The following is a 16,702-nucleotide window of genomic DNA, read 5'->3' on the forward strand; positions in this document are numbered from 1 at the left end:
CGTGACTATGATGATGGAAAAGTATAAATCCCGGGAAGGCGATATTGAAATTTCAAATCAAAGTGGAAAAGGACTGAAAACCTGGGAATGGTATGATATTCAGAAGTGGGAAAACGGTGAATGACACAGGCTGGATCAGCTGACGGATGGATTGTGGACAGATACTCTATACCAGATTCCAGCGGGAGAAATTACGGCTTTTTCTACGAATTGGAAAACGTGGTATGGCGACTTGTCAGACGGTAAATATCGCATCATAAAGAAAATATATGAAACGATAGAAGATGAAATCCATACTCATTATCTGGCAGTAGAATTTGAAATTCGATAACTGTCCAAGTACAATGTCAAATATAATTATTGCATCCTTAGTAAAGGAATACCATCGCAGATACTTCCAAAGTAGCAGCGATGGTATTTTTTCTGTTGAAAATACTGTGTAGTACGATATGTACACAGGAAGGACAGTATATTTTTCACTGGCTCAGATATATTGTAGAGCAGCAATCCACCACTACCATTCCAAAATCGGAGTGGTAATGGTGGATTTTGTTATCATCGCTCGTAATCTTTTTGCTTTCTTTTGGGAGGTTTTTGCATCTGTGATTCTGGTTCTTTGCGCTGAAGCATTTGAGTAATAGAAGGCTTTCTGGTAACTTCCCCAAGCATTTTCTTCACTTCCAGCTTGCTCTGACGCATCATATCATAATCATATTTAACGCCGTAGATTTTTTGAAGCTGACTGGCTGCGGATTGCTCTTTGCCAGTGCGAAGCTCCATTCTGGTGTCGGTCAATTCGCCTGCATCCACATCGGCAACGGTTTTTTCCAAATCCCTGTATCTCTCCAGTGTTCTGTCCAGTTCGGCAGTGAATTTATTTTCTGCCTGTTCCAGTGCGTCCATCTGTGTATCAAGATTCTTGACTTCCTTTTTGAATTTGGAGAAGGCTGCATCATCCGCACATTCCATACTGTTCAGAAGCATGGACTTTTCGGATTTCAATTCCTCCAAATCCTCAGTCAGCGTAGCAACCTGCTCCGACAATTTCTGATGCTTTATCACATGAATAAAGGGTAGAGAATCCTGTTCTGCACGGAGCTGCTTTCGCTCTGTGTTTTTCTCTTTGATTTCCTGTTTGATTTCCGTATATCGTTCCACGACCGGTTTTACAGCATCCACATAGTCAGAGATTTTCTGCTTGCTGATACGGATATGGCTGATGCGGTACATAAGAACAATCATATTCTCACGCAGGGATTCCAGTGCATTTGCCAGCTCCGGAATCGAAGTTTTTACTGCAGCAGCCAGCTTTTTGACCTTCGCTTTCAGCTCCCGGAGAAGGGCGTTGTCCGCCTTGATCTGGCGATTAATTTCGCAGCGGTCAGAAACGATACCCATCGCTTCCAGCTTTCGTGCGTGATAGCCCTCGTGGATGGTTGGCAGTTCATCCAATCCCCGTGCGGCGTGACTGCGGTGATCGATCCGGGCATCTATCTCCGGATACTGTGCCAAATGCCGATTGGTAACGGTTGCCCATTTTTCCCGCCAGATGAGTAGCTGTTCATCGCTGTTCCAACGCTGAGAAATTGGATTCTGTCTGCCATACTTTGTACTTTTGGGATACTTGTTGGCTCGTTCATAACCTTGCTTCTCAGCTTCTGAAGGTGCCATATACACCTTTCGCTCGCCAACCAGATATTGATACTGTTTCTCCCAGCCCTCCGCCTGTGCGATCTTATATTCAGCAGAGGTAAATCCCCATTCTGCGCCATCCCTCACGCACAGATATTCTTTTTCGGTTTTATGCTGCCATTTACCGTTTTCCTGTAAGGGGCGAATCGTCAGCATAATGTGGGCGTGTGGATTGTGTCCGGGCGGATATGGGTCATGGATTGCAACATCCGCACACATTCCCTCGGCCACAAAATTGTCCTGAATAAATTCTGTGAGAAGGCTCTGCCAGTCTGTCTTTCCCAGTTCTATGGGAAGTGCTACCACAAATTCACGGGCAAGGCGGCTGTCCTTGGTCTTTTCGTTTTCCTCCACCGCATTCCACAGAATGCTTCGGTCACTCCACGCAGCCGGAGCGATTGGCGGAAGAAATACTTCCTGCCAGACAAGCCCTCGTTTTCTGGTGTAATCATGCTGAATCCCATCGTAGTCGTTGTATATCTGTGAACAGCTCAGATATGCGGAAGCCGCCACAGCGGAGCGCCCGGCTCCACGGCTGATGACCTTTGCTTCCAGATGATAGATTGCCATTCTTCATCACCGTCCTTTCGCTTTTGTTTTTGTTGCTTTTTAGAAAAAGCAAATGGGGCTTGGCAACAATGCCCATCTCTGCAACAAAGCTGCCGGTGGCAGGTTTTTGCAGACAGTTGGTGGAATACCGTCGGTTAAAGCGACGGTATTTTTTATAGGTGGTAACACCGACCACCAGCTGCGTGGACAATGACAGCAAGCTCGCAGGATTGTGGCATTGTCCATAAGGCTCCCGCAGGAGCCGCATCCGCCTCGCAGAGCGCACGGCCCCGAAGGGGATACCACCGCCCGATGTTATCGGGTGGTGAGTAAGTGCGCCCTTCGGGAATAGAGATACTTTCGTACCTCAATGTTTTTCCGTAACTTCTGCACTTAATCGTCTTTCCAGCTCCATTTTTAGATTATCCAAGTCCATTATCTGTGCTTCCGGGAATACGTTTTCCAGAATAGCTCCCTGCTGAATCAATCTTCTTGTGCGCTGTTTTCTCTCTTTCTGACGGTTTCTGGCTTCAACCGCTTCCTGTCTGTGTTTCGCCTGCAATAATTTCTTTTCATCCTCGGTCATATTTACGTCCTTTCTGACCATATCCGGTCTAACTGATTTTTATTTGGTACTTGTTTTAGAAAAGAATGGTGCCGGGATTGTTGCTGCATGAGCGGAATTATCAATGCACCGCTGATTAGGAGACAATCCGGCACCGCCGGTCTTACGTTCCAGTACCGCTTTCCAGTATTTTCCGTGCTTCTTTCATGCTTTCAGCGGCATTTCTCTGCCGGATATTCTGATTGTTGATTCTCAGCGGCACACACCGTTCCAATACTCGGTCATAGATACGGGAGCGAGTCAGATCCTGCGGATTTTTCAGTTCCTCCAAGGTCATATTAGTTGTCACAATCAGTGGCAATTTGCTGCGATATCGGCTATCAATGACATTGAATACCTGTTCCAAGGCAAACTCCGTACTGCGCTCAATTCCCAGGTCATCAATAATCAGCAGACTGTACTGGTTCAGGCTGTCGATATATTGGTTCTTCTCCTCGGAATACAGCCCGGACAGGGCGTTGAGAATCCGGGAGAAATTGGTCATCAGCACCGGAACACCCTGCTCCAGCAGAGCGTTGGCGATACATCCGGCAAAAAAGGATTTTCCGGTTCCCACATCGCCCCAGAGAAGCAAGCCGATGGATTTTGCCTTCATTTCGCTCCAATGGACAACATAGTCATGGGCTTTCTGCATTTCCGGGTTGTAACCCTTATCATTGGCAAAGGTGTATTCCCGCAGGGACTTGTCCTGTAAGCCGTTGGCTTTCAGACGGGACACCTGATCCAGAAATTCACGGTGCTTTCTCTCCGCTTCCTCTTTATCCTGGACTTCCTGCTGACAGCGGCAGCGAATGGGAACCACCATTTCCTTTCCAAGAACAACCACATGGTGCTGCCTGGGTGTTTTACATTTGGCGCAGTGGATGAGGTTGTCTGATTCATTGCGGTATTCATCTTCCTGCAAAGGGCGGTCAGAAAAGATATTCTGAATGGTGCCAGTGATTTGGTTCATAGGCTTTCATCCTCCTTACATTCATAGCTGCGTCTTACGGGAGCCGGGTGATCCTGCGTATACCAGCTGTGAATCGTAGCAGCGTGGTCTTGATACCGCTTCCCGCTGGAACGTATATAGCCAGACAGCTTTTCGATATATTCCCGGTATAATGGTATTTCCTTTTGAAGCTGTGCCAGCTCCTTTTCATTCAGGAAAACATTTTGATATTTTCCGTAAGCGGTGCGGTCAGCCTTACTCCCTTGTTTCTTTATCTTGTTATTGTTCTTTTCATTATTACTTCCGGACACTTTTCTTTCCCTTACAGAGACAGTTTCCTGTCCGTCAGACGGATAGGTTTCTGTCTGTATCAGGGAAAGATTTCTGTCCGTCTGCACCAGATATTCCGGTGGGACTTTTACATAGATTTTGTTTGGCAATCCCGGTCCCTGACGCTTGCGGAAAATCAAATCCGTTTTTTCCAGAACTGCCAGAGCGGTCTTAACAGACATTTCGCTTTTGTGCATGGTTTCTGCCAAATCCTTGATTGGAAAGAATATGAACGCACGCCCACGCTCATCTACCCAGCCTTCGTTTTTCTGTGAAAGTCTTGCTCTATCCAACAAAAGTACATACAGTATTTTTGCGGTTTCACTCAGCTGCTCCATATCCAGTAAAAATCGTGGAAATGCCATATACGGCGGTATCAGGGTATCCTTTATTAGAAACTGTGTCATGCGTTCACCTCCTTCCGTTGTCAGAATAGATACCGGTTATTCCCCAAGAAAATCCCAGTCAAGGTCTGCATCTTCCGGTTCGGATGCTGCAACAGCTACCTGCGGTGTAATCTGAGCAATACCAACCATACAGCCTGCCAAATATACCGGTAGGGTCCTGTTCATGGCATTTTCCACCGCTGTTACAATCTGCTCCACGAAGCGTTCCTCACGCTCTCTGGTTTCCAGATACGGCTCATCTTGCTTCTTGTAGTAACGGTCAAAGTAGTCCACCAGAGAAATGGCGATAATCTGGCTGTAGGATTTGAATTTCTTTTTATCCATCGTTTGCAGATACTGCCACGCCCGGTTCTGCACATCCTTGTCCAGATTGAAACGAAGATTTGTGCTGCGGATATTCTCACTCATGCTTACTCCTTCCTGCGAAGGCTGGCATGGGCGAGATATTCATATCCCTTAGCAGTCGCACAAATATCATCCAGAATGGTTACACGGGTTTCATCGTACTGCCCGAAGTTTCTGACCAGACAGACACCACCGCCAACAATATACAGTCGCATCAGTTCCGGATTGTATTCATAGCGGCGGAGTGTGGCGAAAATATCCGCTACATACCTTTTCGCAATGGCAGTGATACAGTCCAGATAAGGCTTGCCGATGTCCGCTGTTCCATAGCGAAGCACCTGCTCAATGGTGACTTCTTCGATTTTGACACCAAAGCTGTCCAGCACGGCATTTTTAGCAGCAATCATACACTGGTTCACACCAAACTTCTCTGTCCAACAACGGCTCTCCACCGCCTTTTTATTGTTGATATAGAGAATGTTCATGGTGCCGTTTCCGATGTCTGCAAGGAGATTGGTTCCCTTGAAATCGCCCAATCTGCTGACAATAGCGGGATAACCTTGAGGGAACAAACTGCATCCGACAAAATGGAGCTTGTACTCCTTACCATTGAAATGGAAAGATACATATTCATTGCGGAGCAGGTAAGTTCGGAAATCTTCACGCTGTTTGCGAACCCAGGTCAGCGGCAGACCGGCAGCCAGATGAACATCTGCTTCACGGATGCCATACGCATTCAGCTCTCTGGCAACTGCCATCAGAGTCAAAAGATAATAGTCCTCATCCATGGCTTTGTCCGGAATAAATTCCTTGTGTCCCTCTCCGATGCGGTAATAGGTGCCGTTGTATTCCAGAATGTTACCGGAGAAAATCGGTTCTGTGTCATAGGCAGTAATGCCGGTAGGGGTGACGGTGTTTGCTGTTTTGATGTTGCCGTAGCCATGATCTACGGCGATAATTTTGATGCTTTTCAGTTCTTTCATTTGCTTAATTCCTCCTCAAAAAATTTGATAGTCATAAAAAATGCCCTCTTTTCAGTAGATTTGCTTTGAAGTGGCACCGGATTTTTGAATTTGGTGCTGTTTTCATTGCAATTTCATTCTACTGGAAAGAGGGCAAAAGCACATTGAGCGTGGATTGAGTGGAAATTGAGCAAAAAAAGAAGCAGCCACACACCGTAGTGAAGTGACCCCCAAAAGTTAGACAATATTTTGAAGTAAAAATTGTTCAAGCAGCCGAAAGGGCTTGCTGTCTGTGAATTGCAGGCGGCAAGCCCTTTAGCTTTGCCTTGATCCTGCGGTTGTTGTAGTAATCCAGATATTCGATCAGTTCCTGTTTGAAGTGTTCCATGGATTGAAATTCTTGCAGATATAACAGTTCACTTTTGAGCAGTCCGAAGAAATTTTCTATCACAGCATTGTCCAGACAGTTTCCCTTGCGGCTCATGCTCTGTCGGATCCCCTTCTCGCGAAGCATCCGCTGGTACTGCTTGTGTTGATATTGCCAACCCTGATCAGAGTGGAGAATCAGGCGTGTTCCGGCCGGGATCTTTGCAAACGCCTCGTCCAGCATGGTGGTTACCATGCTGAGTACAGGATGATCCGATATGGTGTAACTGACCAGATCGCTGCTGTGCAGATCGAGAATCGGGGACAGGTAGAGCTTCTCTCCAAACAGGCTGAACTCCGTCACATCCGTGACCCATTTCTGATTCGGCTTTTCGGCATGGAAATCCCGATTTAGCAGATTTGGTGCGATTTTGCCCACTTCTCCCTTATAAGAGCGATACTTCTTCATCCTGACACGGCAAACTAAGCCCAACTCTTTCATAAGCCGCTGGACAGTCTTGTGGTTCACAGAGAATGTACGCTTGCGAAGTTCTGCCGTGATCCGGCGATAGCCGTATCGACCCCTGTTTTCATGGTAAATCGTTGTGATTTCTTCCTTAACAGATGCATATTTGTCTTCTTTCTGCATCTGCTTCAAATGATAGTAGAAAGTTGCACGGGGCAGTTGAGCGATTGAGAGCAGAATACTGAGTGCGTGTTTTTGCCTTAGCTTCTGAACTACCAGCGTTTTTTGTGCTGGTGTCGCTCGTCTTCCAAAACCAAGGCTTGCAAATTTTTTAGGTAATCGTTCTCCGCACGCAGTCGCTGCACTTCGGCCAGCAGATCTTCTTCTACCTGCTTCGGCAGCTGCTTTGGCGGACGACCCTTACTGCTGCGGCCACGCCGTTCGACGGCAAAGCCTTCCGGCCCTTCCTCCAGATAGATTCGCTCCCATGATTTGATTCGATCTCTGCTGTTTACCTCAAATCTACGACAGGTTTCGCTGTAACTTAATTTCTCTTCCTGCATAGTTTCAATCACCAGTTTTTTGAATTCCGGCGTATATCGTTTGTTTGGTACTCCTTTTGGCATAACAAAACACCCCACTTGTTAGATAGTATACCATACTGTCTAACAAATGGGGTGCAGTTCATAGTGCATGACTGCTATACAAAATCATTTTTCCTTTTATTCTTTTGGCAAATAACTTTTGTCTATTGAAAGATTAACACAAGTTGCTACTGCAATATAGATTACTAAAATAATAGCCTCTAATACCAAAGTATTATACGGACGAGGGTAGAATCCTGCCGCAACACTTACGATAAATCTAATCGGGAAATAAAGTCCCAACCAAGCAGAAATTTTGTAAAACTTTCTACGGAAGTTCTTTGTTTTTTCTGTTGCACTGGATACTTTCTTCTGATACGCATATTCAAACCCGCCAATGGCTGCAACAAACGGCAGGAAACTTAGAAATGCAAAAAACACATTTTGAAGAATGAACATTGTCATAAACTGCATCAAAAGTATCATCACTTCAAGTGTCACCAGATAGATCATAATCTGACCGAGATTATCGTTTTGAACTTCTTTTATCTTCGGCAAGTCATTATCACTTTGGTAATCATCGTTCAGTAAGTAATCTGTTGTAACATCAAACAGCTTGCTAAGTTGAAGAATGTTATTTGCATCAGGCATCGCAGCTCCTGATTCCCAACGAGAAATAGCTTGTCTTGATACATCCAGTTTTTCAGCCAAATCCTCCTGAGACATTCCATTGGACTTTCTCAGTCCTACAATTTTATCAGATAGTTTCATATGAAATCCTCCTTTGCTTGGTGACTTCATTGTACTTAAAATCACTATAATTCACCACCACACCGACTTTGCATATCCGCAACAAGAGTTTACATTGTACTATTTTTCAAGAATTTGCGGGTCAAGAAGGAAATCATAGATATTCACGGTCAAAATACCATAGTTATCATAGTACGGCTGTACAATATCTTTTGTAATAACAATCTTCTTGAAAGAATCGTCTATCTTTCTAAACGGTCTGATTTCCTGAGTACGTTTCGCTTCATCAGGTAATGAATAAGCTGACTGGATATAATATCTGGAAGAACCGAGATTGCATACAAAATCAACTTCCAGCTGTTTACGGGTTACCTTTCCTTCTTGGTCTTTTTCCGCAATAATAACAACACCAACGTCCACGCTGTATCCACGCATACGCAGTTCGTTATAAATCACATTTTCCATGGAATGTGTCTGCTCAAACTGACGGAAGTTAATCCTTGCGTTGCGAAGCCCAAGATCAGAGAAATAGTATTTCTTTGGAGTTTCAATATATGCCTTACCCTTGATGTCATATCTCTGTGCTGATTCAATCAGGAAAGAATCCTCAAAACAATCCAGATATTTCTTGATCGTTTTTGAAGTGATTTTAGATTTTTTTACAGTCTTAAAGGTATTCTTTAACTTCTCAGGATTGGTCAGAGAACCAATAGCAGAGGAAAGGATATTCAGCAGGTCTTCCAGTTCTCCAATATTTTTAATCCGGTTACGTTTGAAAATATCTCGAATATAAATTTCGCTAAACAGGTTTTGCAATGCTGCCGCCTTATCGCTGCTACTTTCACGAAGAACGACCAGCGGGATGCCTCCGTAAAGCATATATTCAGACAATCCCATATACTTGTCGCCTTTGAAAACCGACATAAATTCCGAAAAACTCAGTGGATACATATGGACTTCATCTCCACGTCCGGCAAACTCCGTAACAATATCTTTGGACAGGAATTTTGCATTACTTCCGGTTACGAATACATCCATATTATCTTTGCGAAGATAACCATTCAATACAGATTCAAAGCAGTCCATCAGCTGAACTTCATCCAAAAGCAGATAATACATTCCATCCGTGGTAACTTGGGAACGGATATATGCCATAAATTTCTCCGGATCAACTCCACGTTTTTCTTTTTCAATTTTGATAAGGCTTTCTCCAATCAAATACAGGTCATCTGCGGAATCAAACGCAAAACGAATAATATGGTCAGCAGGGACACCGGACTCTAACAAGTGATTATAGAAAATATTATTCAGCAGATAGGACTTTCCACATCTGCGAATACCTGTAATTACCTTAATCAATCCATTGTTCTTTCTTCTAATCAATTTGTCTAAGTAAAAATCTCTGCGAATCTCCATACGATAACCTCCTTAGGAAAGATTTTTGCAACTTAATACAGTTTTCTGTTCTATATTACCATATCGCAACCTTCAAATCAATATGTATAACCGGTTTTAGGAAAGATTTTTGCAACTTAACACAGTTTTCCGTTCTAAAGCCTATTATATGCTTCAATCAGGATATTATCCCTGTATTCTCTCATTGTTTTATTCTGTTTCAACAAAGGAAAAGCAGCCACACACCGTTAAGTACATGGCTGCCCAAGGCAGTTCTTTATTTAATTTGAGGCTACGACAGACTGCGATTTGAAAAATGATGATTTTATAAACTATATACCCACTAATCCCATTGTAACTTAATCTTGCCATCTGCTTTTTCAAATTTAAGTATTAGATCTATAAATGAGTAAATCCTAAATTTTGCACAAAAGAAAGACACCCTCTGCTGAATGATGTATAATTGAAGTGCGACCAACAACCTACTCATTCAAACAAGGGGGTGCCTATTGCAAACATTATACATCATTCCAATAAGATTTACAATTACTTTAAAGTTCTCAACCTCAACTGTTTTTTATCCGATATTTACCTGCAGCATTTTATGGCTATCATTCTTTCTACCTTTTTGCGTGGATACCGTGGCAAAACAACGGATTTCGCCTTGACCAGCCAACATCATAGAACGATTGTGGCTCACTTCCTGAATCAGGGAAAGTGGAATGATTTCCTTTTTCAGGATGCCCTAAGAAACAGCGTTGCATATTTGATCTACCGGGAGGCGACTATTTCCGGTCAGCCTATCTTTTGCATTGTGGATGATACGATTGCTTCCCATACAAAGCTTTCGTCACAGGCTTTGCATCCAATCGAAGTTGCGTATTTTCATCAATCTCATCTGAAAGGCAGACAGGATTATGGGCACCAGATCGTGTCCGTCATGCTTTCTGCAATGGAATCACTCTGAATTATGCCGTTATTCTGTATGATAAAACAAAATCAAAGATCCAGATCATACAGGATATTGCTGCAGAACTTCCTATTGCACCGATAGTTTCCTACTTCCTTTGTGACAGCTGGTATACTTCAGCCAAAGTCATGGATTGCTTTGCTAAAAAAGGATTCTACACCATAGGGGCTTTAAAAACCAACCGAATCCTCTATCCTTGCGGAATCCGTCAGAAAGCCAGTGCATTTGCCCTTCACTTGCGGAAAACAGATCCAAACATCAGCCTTGTGACCGTTGATAAAAGGCAGTTTTACGTATATCGGTATGAAGGGAATCTGAATGATGTTCCCAATACAGTGGTTCTACTGAGCTATCCAACACCATGTTTTGGGATTCCAAAAGCACTGCGGATCTTTGTTTCAACGAATGCAGCATTATCCACGCAGGAAATCCTGAGACTTTATACCCAACGCTGGCAAATTGAACTGTTTTTCCGACAAAGCAAGAAAAAGCTTGGTCTGGATAAATATCAGCTGCGTTCCCAAAAAGGAATCCAGAGATACTGGCTGATGATGTCATTTGTCCATTATATGTGTTGCACTTGCAAAGGAACCTATATTTTTTTACATATAGAATAACTAACTTCTTCCCAAACAGGATCCTTTAGATAATCTATTGCATCCGAAATAATAATAAGCAAATCCATATAGCATTTGGGTGATGATTCCTCTTTTTTATATAAACTCAAAATATACTCAAAATAGCCATCAATAAAGTTGACAGACCATTTCTGCGACTCACTACCTTTCATGAAATAACACCTACCTTTATAAATTTAGTCCAAAAGAAACCAACGATATCAGCCATGAAACTCCAAAATAAAAAACAAATGACATAATTCCAGCTGTATTAAAAAAAACTACTAATCTACTTTTTTCAGAAATAATTTTTTCTAATAATTTCTTTTTACAATAATACAAATGTAAAAGTATATTCTTCTTACTACAGAGCAATAGCAGGATTAAAAGCATTAAAAAGAGTCCTGCATTTAATAACATGGTTAAAACCATATTCATTGAAAAGGAAAACAATTTATTTTCCCACAAGAAAATCCCCAGATTATGAATAACATGAAAAGTAATAGCATACCATAAATTTCCTGTGAGGCAGACCAAAACACCTGAAAAAAAACCAATCAAAAGAAATATTAATAATAACCCCTGACCATGCATTATAGCAAACAGTATAGTTGTTGCTAAAATTGCAAATCCCTCCCCATAAGACTTCAGCTTAGACCATAGAATTCCCCGAAAAATCCATTCCTCTACCAGAGGTCCCAGTATTACACCTGTGAAAATATCTAAACCACTGTGTAAACTTTTATCATTCATCATTACGATGTCTTGAAATACTTTTGCATACAAAAACAAAAAGAATGCACAAAAAACATGGGATAAAAATATTACAAATGCCGTTAATAAACCTTTTTCCAATACGGATAATTCATATTTGTTTTTAGAATAACATGTATCCAGCAAAGACAACCTTCCCCATTTTTTCATTCCCACCCATACGATACCAGCCCAAAATATATAAAAAGCCATATTTTCAGCAAAAATCGGCATTATTCGCATAAGTATTAGCGAACCCAAATACGCAATCAATAAGATCCATCCTATTTTGCCGGCAATTATTTTTAATTCACATTTCCTTTGTTCGTCCATCGTGCATATATTCTCCATATAAAAATGTCCCATAATTATCCTCCTGGTTTTAATTTGCTCCTTGCAACTTTTAAGCAAAAATTATACTATAACTTATTAAAAAACTCTTCACGTTTCTTTAATGTTCGAATAGCAATCCTGATTAGTTGCAGATATTTTGCTTCTAAATTTCTCTTTCCAGTTAAGCGGTTACAGAGCATGTGGCATATTGAAAGCAAAATGTGTTGTTTTGTCTCAGTTAATGTAGGTGCAAAATACAATGCTTTTTTCAGGAATTGTAACTTTTCTTTTCTTTTTAAATAAATTGACAAACTTTCTTTTAATCGCTCATCAATATTTTCTATAGCTCCCTTATCCAGTTGGAAAAGTATCATTATCTTTTCCGATGTGCAAAGGAAAGTCATGACTTTAGCACTTTTATGAAATCTATAGCGTAGTTTTGTGCAATTTTTCAAATTTGCTCATTTATAGTATTAGAAAATATCTACATTTTTCATCGACAGTCAACATACCGGTTTTTATCTCTGGTGTCAAATCTAATATGGTCTCTTTATTTTCATTTTCTACAATAACATGGATACTTCCTTTTGAGACATCGCCATCCAACTTAAAAGTATATTAACGACTTTCGTTAAATTTTATTACCTTTTTTACATATCCGCTACAAGATGAAAAAGAAACTTCGCATTTATTTTTCCCTCTGAGTGAAACAACAAATAATAAGGCTCGTTTTGCGTTCAAAATCATATATCCGTTGACCCATAAAAAATAAAACAAAACCAACATTGAAATAAATACAATCGCTAATTTCATGAATTCACTCATGCCAACACCTCACAAAATTCAATTTTTCGCATCCAACCACTGTCTACCTAATTGCACCCCAGCCTGAGTATAAGTTTCTAATATGTCCTGCTTCTTTTCTTCAATCAGTTCCGGTTCAGCATCAAACAGCACCTCATAGATAGCCAGAGCGTTCTTAAAGTGTGTGGTAGCTTGCAGCACATCGCCGATTGACAGACAGATATTGCCCATAGCTTCTTGTACAACGGCATAATCACCGGACACATCAGAGTTAGATTCTTTGATGACACGAGACAGCCTTTGTAATGCAGATAACCCGAGGTACGGCTCACCCATATCCGTCAGCAGTACCGCATAATTGGTGATTTGCGGAATACTGTCATGATAAGGCGCCAAGCCGTATTGCTCAAGCAAGTGAATACCCGTTTCCATATGCTGCTTTGCCAGTTCCAACTTACTGGTCTGCTTATACAGACCGCCAAGGTTTGCATGGAGATTCGCTGCAAGAAGGGCGTTCTCTGCGGTCACTTCGGAGATCAGCGTCACAGCTTCTTTTTCCAGCTTGATTGCCTTTTCCGGTTTCTTCTCATTAGCGGCACGGAAGTCCAGAAGCAAAGCACGGTCAGAAACAGAACCAATGGTATTGTCTTTCAGCATAGAAGCCAGTTCTGTCAAAATCAATTCCATTCCAGATTCATAGCCATACTTCTGCATATACGGAAAGGAATCTTCCAAAAACCGGAGATAGGATGCAGTATCGTCTTTTTCAATCGAAGTCACGATATTATTGACCGTCTGGAACAACTGTTTGTAATAGGAAACTTCTTCGCCATGCCGTAGACAAAGTTCCTGCAAGCTGTTGAGCAGGGTGTGGCAGTTCCGGACAGAAGGCTTGGTTTCTGTAATTGCTACTTCCTGAATCATCGGATGCAAGGCAATCGAATGACAGGACTTTGTCTGTATGAATCCTTTTTCCACCAGATCGTTGATGGTATTCATATTCCGAAGCATCAACCAGCCTGCAAACACACGGGAACTGATACCGGTTGTCGGTACAAACGCCATGCTCCGCATAATATCCTGTTCATCACCGGCAAGCTGATACAAGGAAAACAATGTATGGATATGGTCATAGTAAGTTGCCTTGCGGCTCTGACCGTCCTTGGTGATGCCGATTTTATCATCAGCATCCAAGGATGTTTTTTCTTCTTTCAGCTTTTCCAGCAAATCCATCGGCTCCAGAATACCCGTTTCAAGCAGTCGAGCTGCCAGTTCTACCGCCAACGTGTGACTGTGAACCGTATCAATGATTTGTTCCAATACACTCTGGTATTTTTCTGCGTCCGAGAAAAAGCAACCGGCAATGGATAATAACGCCTGCTTGCCTGCAATTTCGGTTACTTCCATGGAATCGTAGTTATCAAATCTGCTGCGGGTCGTGAACAACATACGGCAGCGATATTTCATCACAACAGAAAGAGTGCTGTCCTGAGAAGCCGTAGTATTAAAATTATCTACAATAAACAGCGTATCTTCTTTCAATGTACGCAGGAAGCGATTGTGTTTGCGGAAGCGTTCCTGCTCGCTGTCATCCGGAAGGTCATCAGCAAAATCCATATCCGCTATATCCTGCATCAGATTACCGGTATAGGTCAGATACAGAACATTGGTGTATTCCTTGCGGTGCTGCTTTGCATAGGCTTTTGCCAGTTCGCTCTTACCGATACCGGCGATGCCATGAAGAAATACCTTTCCATGCTCCAATAACAATTCGTGAAGCATTTCCAGTTCTTTTTCACGTCCGCAGAAATGTCGGCAAGGCTTTGGTGCTCCTTCATCAGCAATGAAATCACTGAGAATTGGAGAAAGCTTTCCGTCAGCAAGGAGATTCTTTACCTTTGGGTCACGCTTGATAAACTCACGCTCCATGCCGAAGCAAAGAACATCCGCTATAAACGATGCTTCATCCTCTCGGCTATCACAAGGATAGTGCCGGGAGCATTCTTTTTTTACTCGTTCCGAAATGGTATCATCCTGCATTAGCAGTCGGTATACTTCCTGTGCAGCCATAGAACTATCATACATTGAAAGCAGTACATTGTTTTCCAAATCTGCTGCCAGTTTTTCACGATTGCCATCTCTGGAATAAAACTGCGTTATTTTCGGACTGATTTTTGCCTGCCCGGTGAACCAGCGGCAGACCAATGCCATATCAAATGTAATCGTTTCCTTTGTTTGGGTAAACAAGGAGCTAAAAACATCTTCTAACAATGCAGTTTGGTTTGTATCGTAATCGTCGCTGATAAAGCGTCGAACAATGGTCATGACTGAACTGAAATCACATCTTTCCATAAACAGCCCTCCCTTCGAAAAGTAGTCAATTTATGGTCAATTGGCACTCAATGTGCCTTTGACAGTTTCTTGATAGAATGACATCACGAAAGAAGTTCCGAATATCTTACCTTTTATTATAGCATCAATTCCTATTTTTTGAAGTAGCAAAGCGGCTGCAGTAATGTGGTTATAGCGGACAACTTCTCTCTCATAAACTGAAATACCGAGGGAGGTGCGTGGTATCGCAAGAAAGAGTGCTCCAATCAATGTAATTGTCCATTATCCTAAAACAGAACAGGGGAAACGTGAATTGGCAGAGCGAGTAGCCGGTGTCCACGCAGATATGGTCAATCAGTATATCAAAAAATTAAATTGTCCATCCGATCAAAAGGCGGAGTTGCTGGGTGCGGTTATCGCATCCGCAAAAAAGGAAGCAGGTGAGCAAACCGATTAAGGCCCCCTCACCTGCTTTTCTTATGCTTTTATTTTCCCTTTGAAATACTTGTTCCAGGAATTGATGTTCATTCGCTTTTGATGATCTTCCCATGCTCGAAGCAGATTAGGTGAAATTCCCATCAGCCGAGCAAACGGTTTCTTTTTTAGTCCCAAACTTTCACGATATTCTCGTATCATCTTTCCTTGTCCTTTATATAAGAAGCGATTGTAATCATCCAGCAGGTCATCCACCGGTACTCCATATAGCTCTGCCAACTTGTCCACAATCTCCTTTGGATAGTAGTCAACATATCCGACTTCAAAATCTATGTAATGTCCACGGCTGATACCGATCAGCTCTGCAACTTCCTTTTGCATCAGGCCCATGTGATGACGGCACCAACGGAGCCTGTCCGGTACATTGGGAATATCTTCGTAGTTCTGATACTGCTGATTGAACAGCTGTGCTTCCAAGATCTTGCGAGGGGCGATCGGTCGGAAACTATGGATATACATAGGTGCATACCTTACGCAGCCGTCCAAAGCAGAGCAAAGGATATACATATTCTCGGATACCTGTGCCAAAATACGCCATCTCGGTTCTTTTCGGCTCTGGGGATACTGGTTTGGAACCATAAACGCATCCGTGAGAGGATAGCATTTTCCACGCATTTGACGGCATAGGTCGCCAGTCTTGATCCTTTTTCCGCATTAAACGTATTGACTGCCTTGATCAGGCCGATGGTTCCAACTGACAGAAGATCGTCCGTCTCATATCCGGACTGCTGGTATTTTTTGACCACATGTGCGACCAGCCGAAGGTTCCGGCTGATCAGCACCTCTCTGGCTTCCAGGTCGCCCTCTTTGCAGCGTCTTAAGTATTCCCGCTCTTCCTGCGCGCTCAGTGGTTTCGGAAATGTCTTCAAAGAAAGCCGCCTTAAGCTTCATTACTTTATTTTATGCGGTGGACGCGCGGCGGGTGCTTTTACATCTTTTCCTTATTTTCTCCGCTTGCGGCCAGCTCATATCCCAGCTCTCTTCCCAGTGTCTGGGC

At 42.6% G+C, this 16,702-nt stretch carries 18 protein-coding genes and 1 pseudogene; 4 read left to right on the forward strand and 15 right to left on the reverse strand.

What is annotated here, in order from left to right; all coding sequences use genetic code 11:
* Positions 1–151 precede the first annotated feature (151 nt).
* Entirely contained in the window at positions 152–331 is a 180-nt protein-coding gene (locus ACXMYH_RS10230; protein WP_416346971.1) for an immunoglobulin-like domain-containing protein, read from the forward strand.
* Between the two features lie 224 nt (positions 332–555).
* Here ACXMYH_RS10230 and mobQ read toward each other — a convergent pair whose 3' ends face one another.
* From mobQ to ACXMYH_RS10280, 10 genes are all read right to left on the reverse strand, one after another.
* A complete protein-coding gene (mobQ, locus tag ACXMYH_RS10235) occupies positions 556–2,262 on the reverse strand; it encodes a MobQ family relaxase (RefSeq protein WP_117504978.1) in 1,707 nt (568 codons plus the stop codon).
* 346 nt (positions 2,263–2,608) lie between these two features.
* Positions 2,609–2,827 (reverse strand): DUF3847 domain-containing protein, encoded by a 219-nt coding sequence (locus ACXMYH_RS10240; RefSeq protein ID WP_107000084.1) that lies wholly within the window; start codon positions 2,825–2,827, stop codon positions 2,609–2,611.
* 142 nt (positions 2,828–2,969) lie between these two features.
* Positions 2,970–3,818, reverse strand: a complete 849-nt coding sequence (locus ACXMYH_RS10245; RefSeq protein WP_107000085.1) for an ATP-binding protein — start codon at positions 3,816–3,818, stop codon at positions 2,970–2,972.
* Positions 3,815–4,534 carry a replication initiator protein A gene (locus ACXMYH_RS10250; protein ID WP_107000086.1) on the reverse strand — a complete coding sequence of 240 codons (720 nt, stop codon included), beginning with the start codon at positions 4,532–4,534 and terminating at the stop codon, positions 3,815–3,817. Before ACXMYH_RS10250 ends, ACXMYH_RS10245 begins: the two co-directional genes overlap by 4 nt.
* A gap of 36 nt (positions 4,535–4,570) precedes the next feature.
* Complete coding sequence (locus tag ACXMYH_RS10255; RefSeq protein WP_117504976.1) at positions 4,571–4,942, reverse strand: adenylate cyclase; 372 nt, start codon at positions 4,940–4,942, stop codon at positions 4,571–4,573.
* A gap of 2 nt (positions 4,943–4,944) precedes the next feature.
* A complete protein-coding gene (locus ACXMYH_RS10260; protein ID WP_486554832.1) occupies positions 4,945–5,862 on the reverse strand; it encodes a ParM/StbA family protein in 918 nt (305 codons plus the stop codon).
* Between the two features lie 244 nt (positions 5,863–6,106).
* The gene (locus ACXMYH_RS10265; RefSeq protein ID WP_118655573.1) at positions 6,107–6,952 is read right to left on the reverse strand and encodes an IS3 family transposase; all 846 of its coding nucleotides are present in this window, start codon (positions 6,950–6,952) and stop codon (positions 6,107–6,109) included.
* A complete protein-coding gene (locus ACXMYH_RS10270; RefSeq protein ID WP_118655571.1) occupies positions 6,946–7,299 on the reverse strand; it encodes a helix-turn-helix domain-containing protein in 354 nt (117 codons plus the stop codon). Before ACXMYH_RS10270 ends, ACXMYH_RS10265 begins: the two co-directional genes overlap by 7 nt.
* Before the next feature lie 96 nt (positions 7,300–7,395).
* On the reverse strand, positions 7,396–8,028 hold the full coding sequence (locus ACXMYH_RS10275) for a helix-turn-helix domain-containing protein (protein WP_107000089.1): 633 nt from the start codon (positions 8,026–8,028) through the stop codon (positions 7,396–7,398).
* Between the two features lie 99 nt (positions 8,029–8,127).
* On the reverse strand, positions 8,128–9,423 hold the full coding sequence (locus ACXMYH_RS10280; protein ID WP_107000090.1) for an ATP-binding protein: 1,296 nt from the start codon (positions 9,421–9,423) through the stop codon (positions 8,128–8,130).
* 583 nt (positions 9,424–10,006) lie between these two features.
* Here ACXMYH_RS10280 and ACXMYH_RS10285 point away from each other — a divergent pair.
* Positions 10,007–10,369, forward strand: coding sequence for a hypothetical protein (locus ACXMYH_RS10285; protein ID WP_486554833.1), 363 nt, complete (start codon positions 10,007–10,009; stop codon positions 10,367–10,369).
* Positions 10,370–10,383: 14 nt separating this feature from the next.
* The gene (locus tag ACXMYH_RS10290; RefSeq protein ID WP_233430194.1) at positions 10,384–10,989 is read left to right on the forward strand and encodes a transposase; all 606 of its coding nucleotides are present in this window, start codon (positions 10,384–10,386) and stop codon (positions 10,987–10,989) included.
* 189 nt (positions 10,990–11,178) lie between these two features.
* Here ACXMYH_RS10290 and ACXMYH_RS10295 read toward each other — a convergent pair whose 3' ends face one another.
* The 3 genes from ACXMYH_RS10295 to ACXMYH_RS10305 form a co-directional block, all read right to left on the reverse strand.
* A complete protein-coding gene (locus ACXMYH_RS10295; RefSeq protein ID WP_117504970.1) occupies positions 11,179–12,108 on the reverse strand; it encodes a CPBP family intramembrane glutamic endopeptidase in 930 nt (309 codons plus the stop codon).
* A 53-nt stretch (positions 12,109–12,161) separates the two neighbouring features.
* The gene (locus ACXMYH_RS10300; protein ID WP_107000094.1) at positions 12,162–12,449 is read right to left on the reverse strand and encodes a hypothetical protein; all 288 of its coding nucleotides are present in this window, start codon (positions 12,447–12,449) and stop codon (positions 12,162–12,164) included.
* A 469-nt stretch (positions 12,450–12,918) separates the two neighbouring features.
* Positions 12,919–15,231 (reverse strand): NB-ARC domain-containing protein, encoded by a 2,313-nt coding sequence (locus ACXMYH_RS10305; RefSeq protein WP_117515771.1) that lies wholly within the window; start codon positions 15,229–15,231, stop codon positions 12,919–12,921.
* 292 nt (positions 15,232–15,523) lie between these two features.
* Here ACXMYH_RS10305 and ACXMYH_RS10310 point away from each other — a divergent pair, with 292 nt between their 5' ends.
* Entirely contained in the window at positions 15,524–15,667 is a 144-nt protein-coding gene (locus tag ACXMYH_RS10310; RefSeq protein WP_233430165.1) for a hypothetical protein, read from the forward strand.
* 20 nt (positions 15,668–15,687) lie between these two features.
* Here the strand turns inward: ACXMYH_RS10310 and ACXMYH_RS10315 are convergent, their stop codons facing one another.
* Both ACXMYH_RS10315 and ACXMYH_RS10320 read right to left on the reverse strand, forming a co-directional pair.
* Positions 15,688–16,164 carry a helix-turn-helix domain-containing protein gene (locus tag ACXMYH_RS10315; protein WP_158553078.1) on the reverse strand — a complete coding sequence of 159 codons (477 nt, stop codon included), beginning with the start codon at positions 16,162–16,164 and terminating at the stop codon, positions 15,688–15,690.
* A 122-nt stretch (positions 16,165–16,286) separates the two neighbouring features.
* Positions 16,287–16,574: pseudogene (locus ACXMYH_RS10320) on the reverse strand (sigma-70 family RNA polymerase sigma factor); the annotation flags it as partial.
* Positions 16,575–16,702 lie beyond the last annotated feature (128 nt).

The sequence above is a fragment of the Pilosibacter sp. NGB245 genome (assembly GCF_057397225.1).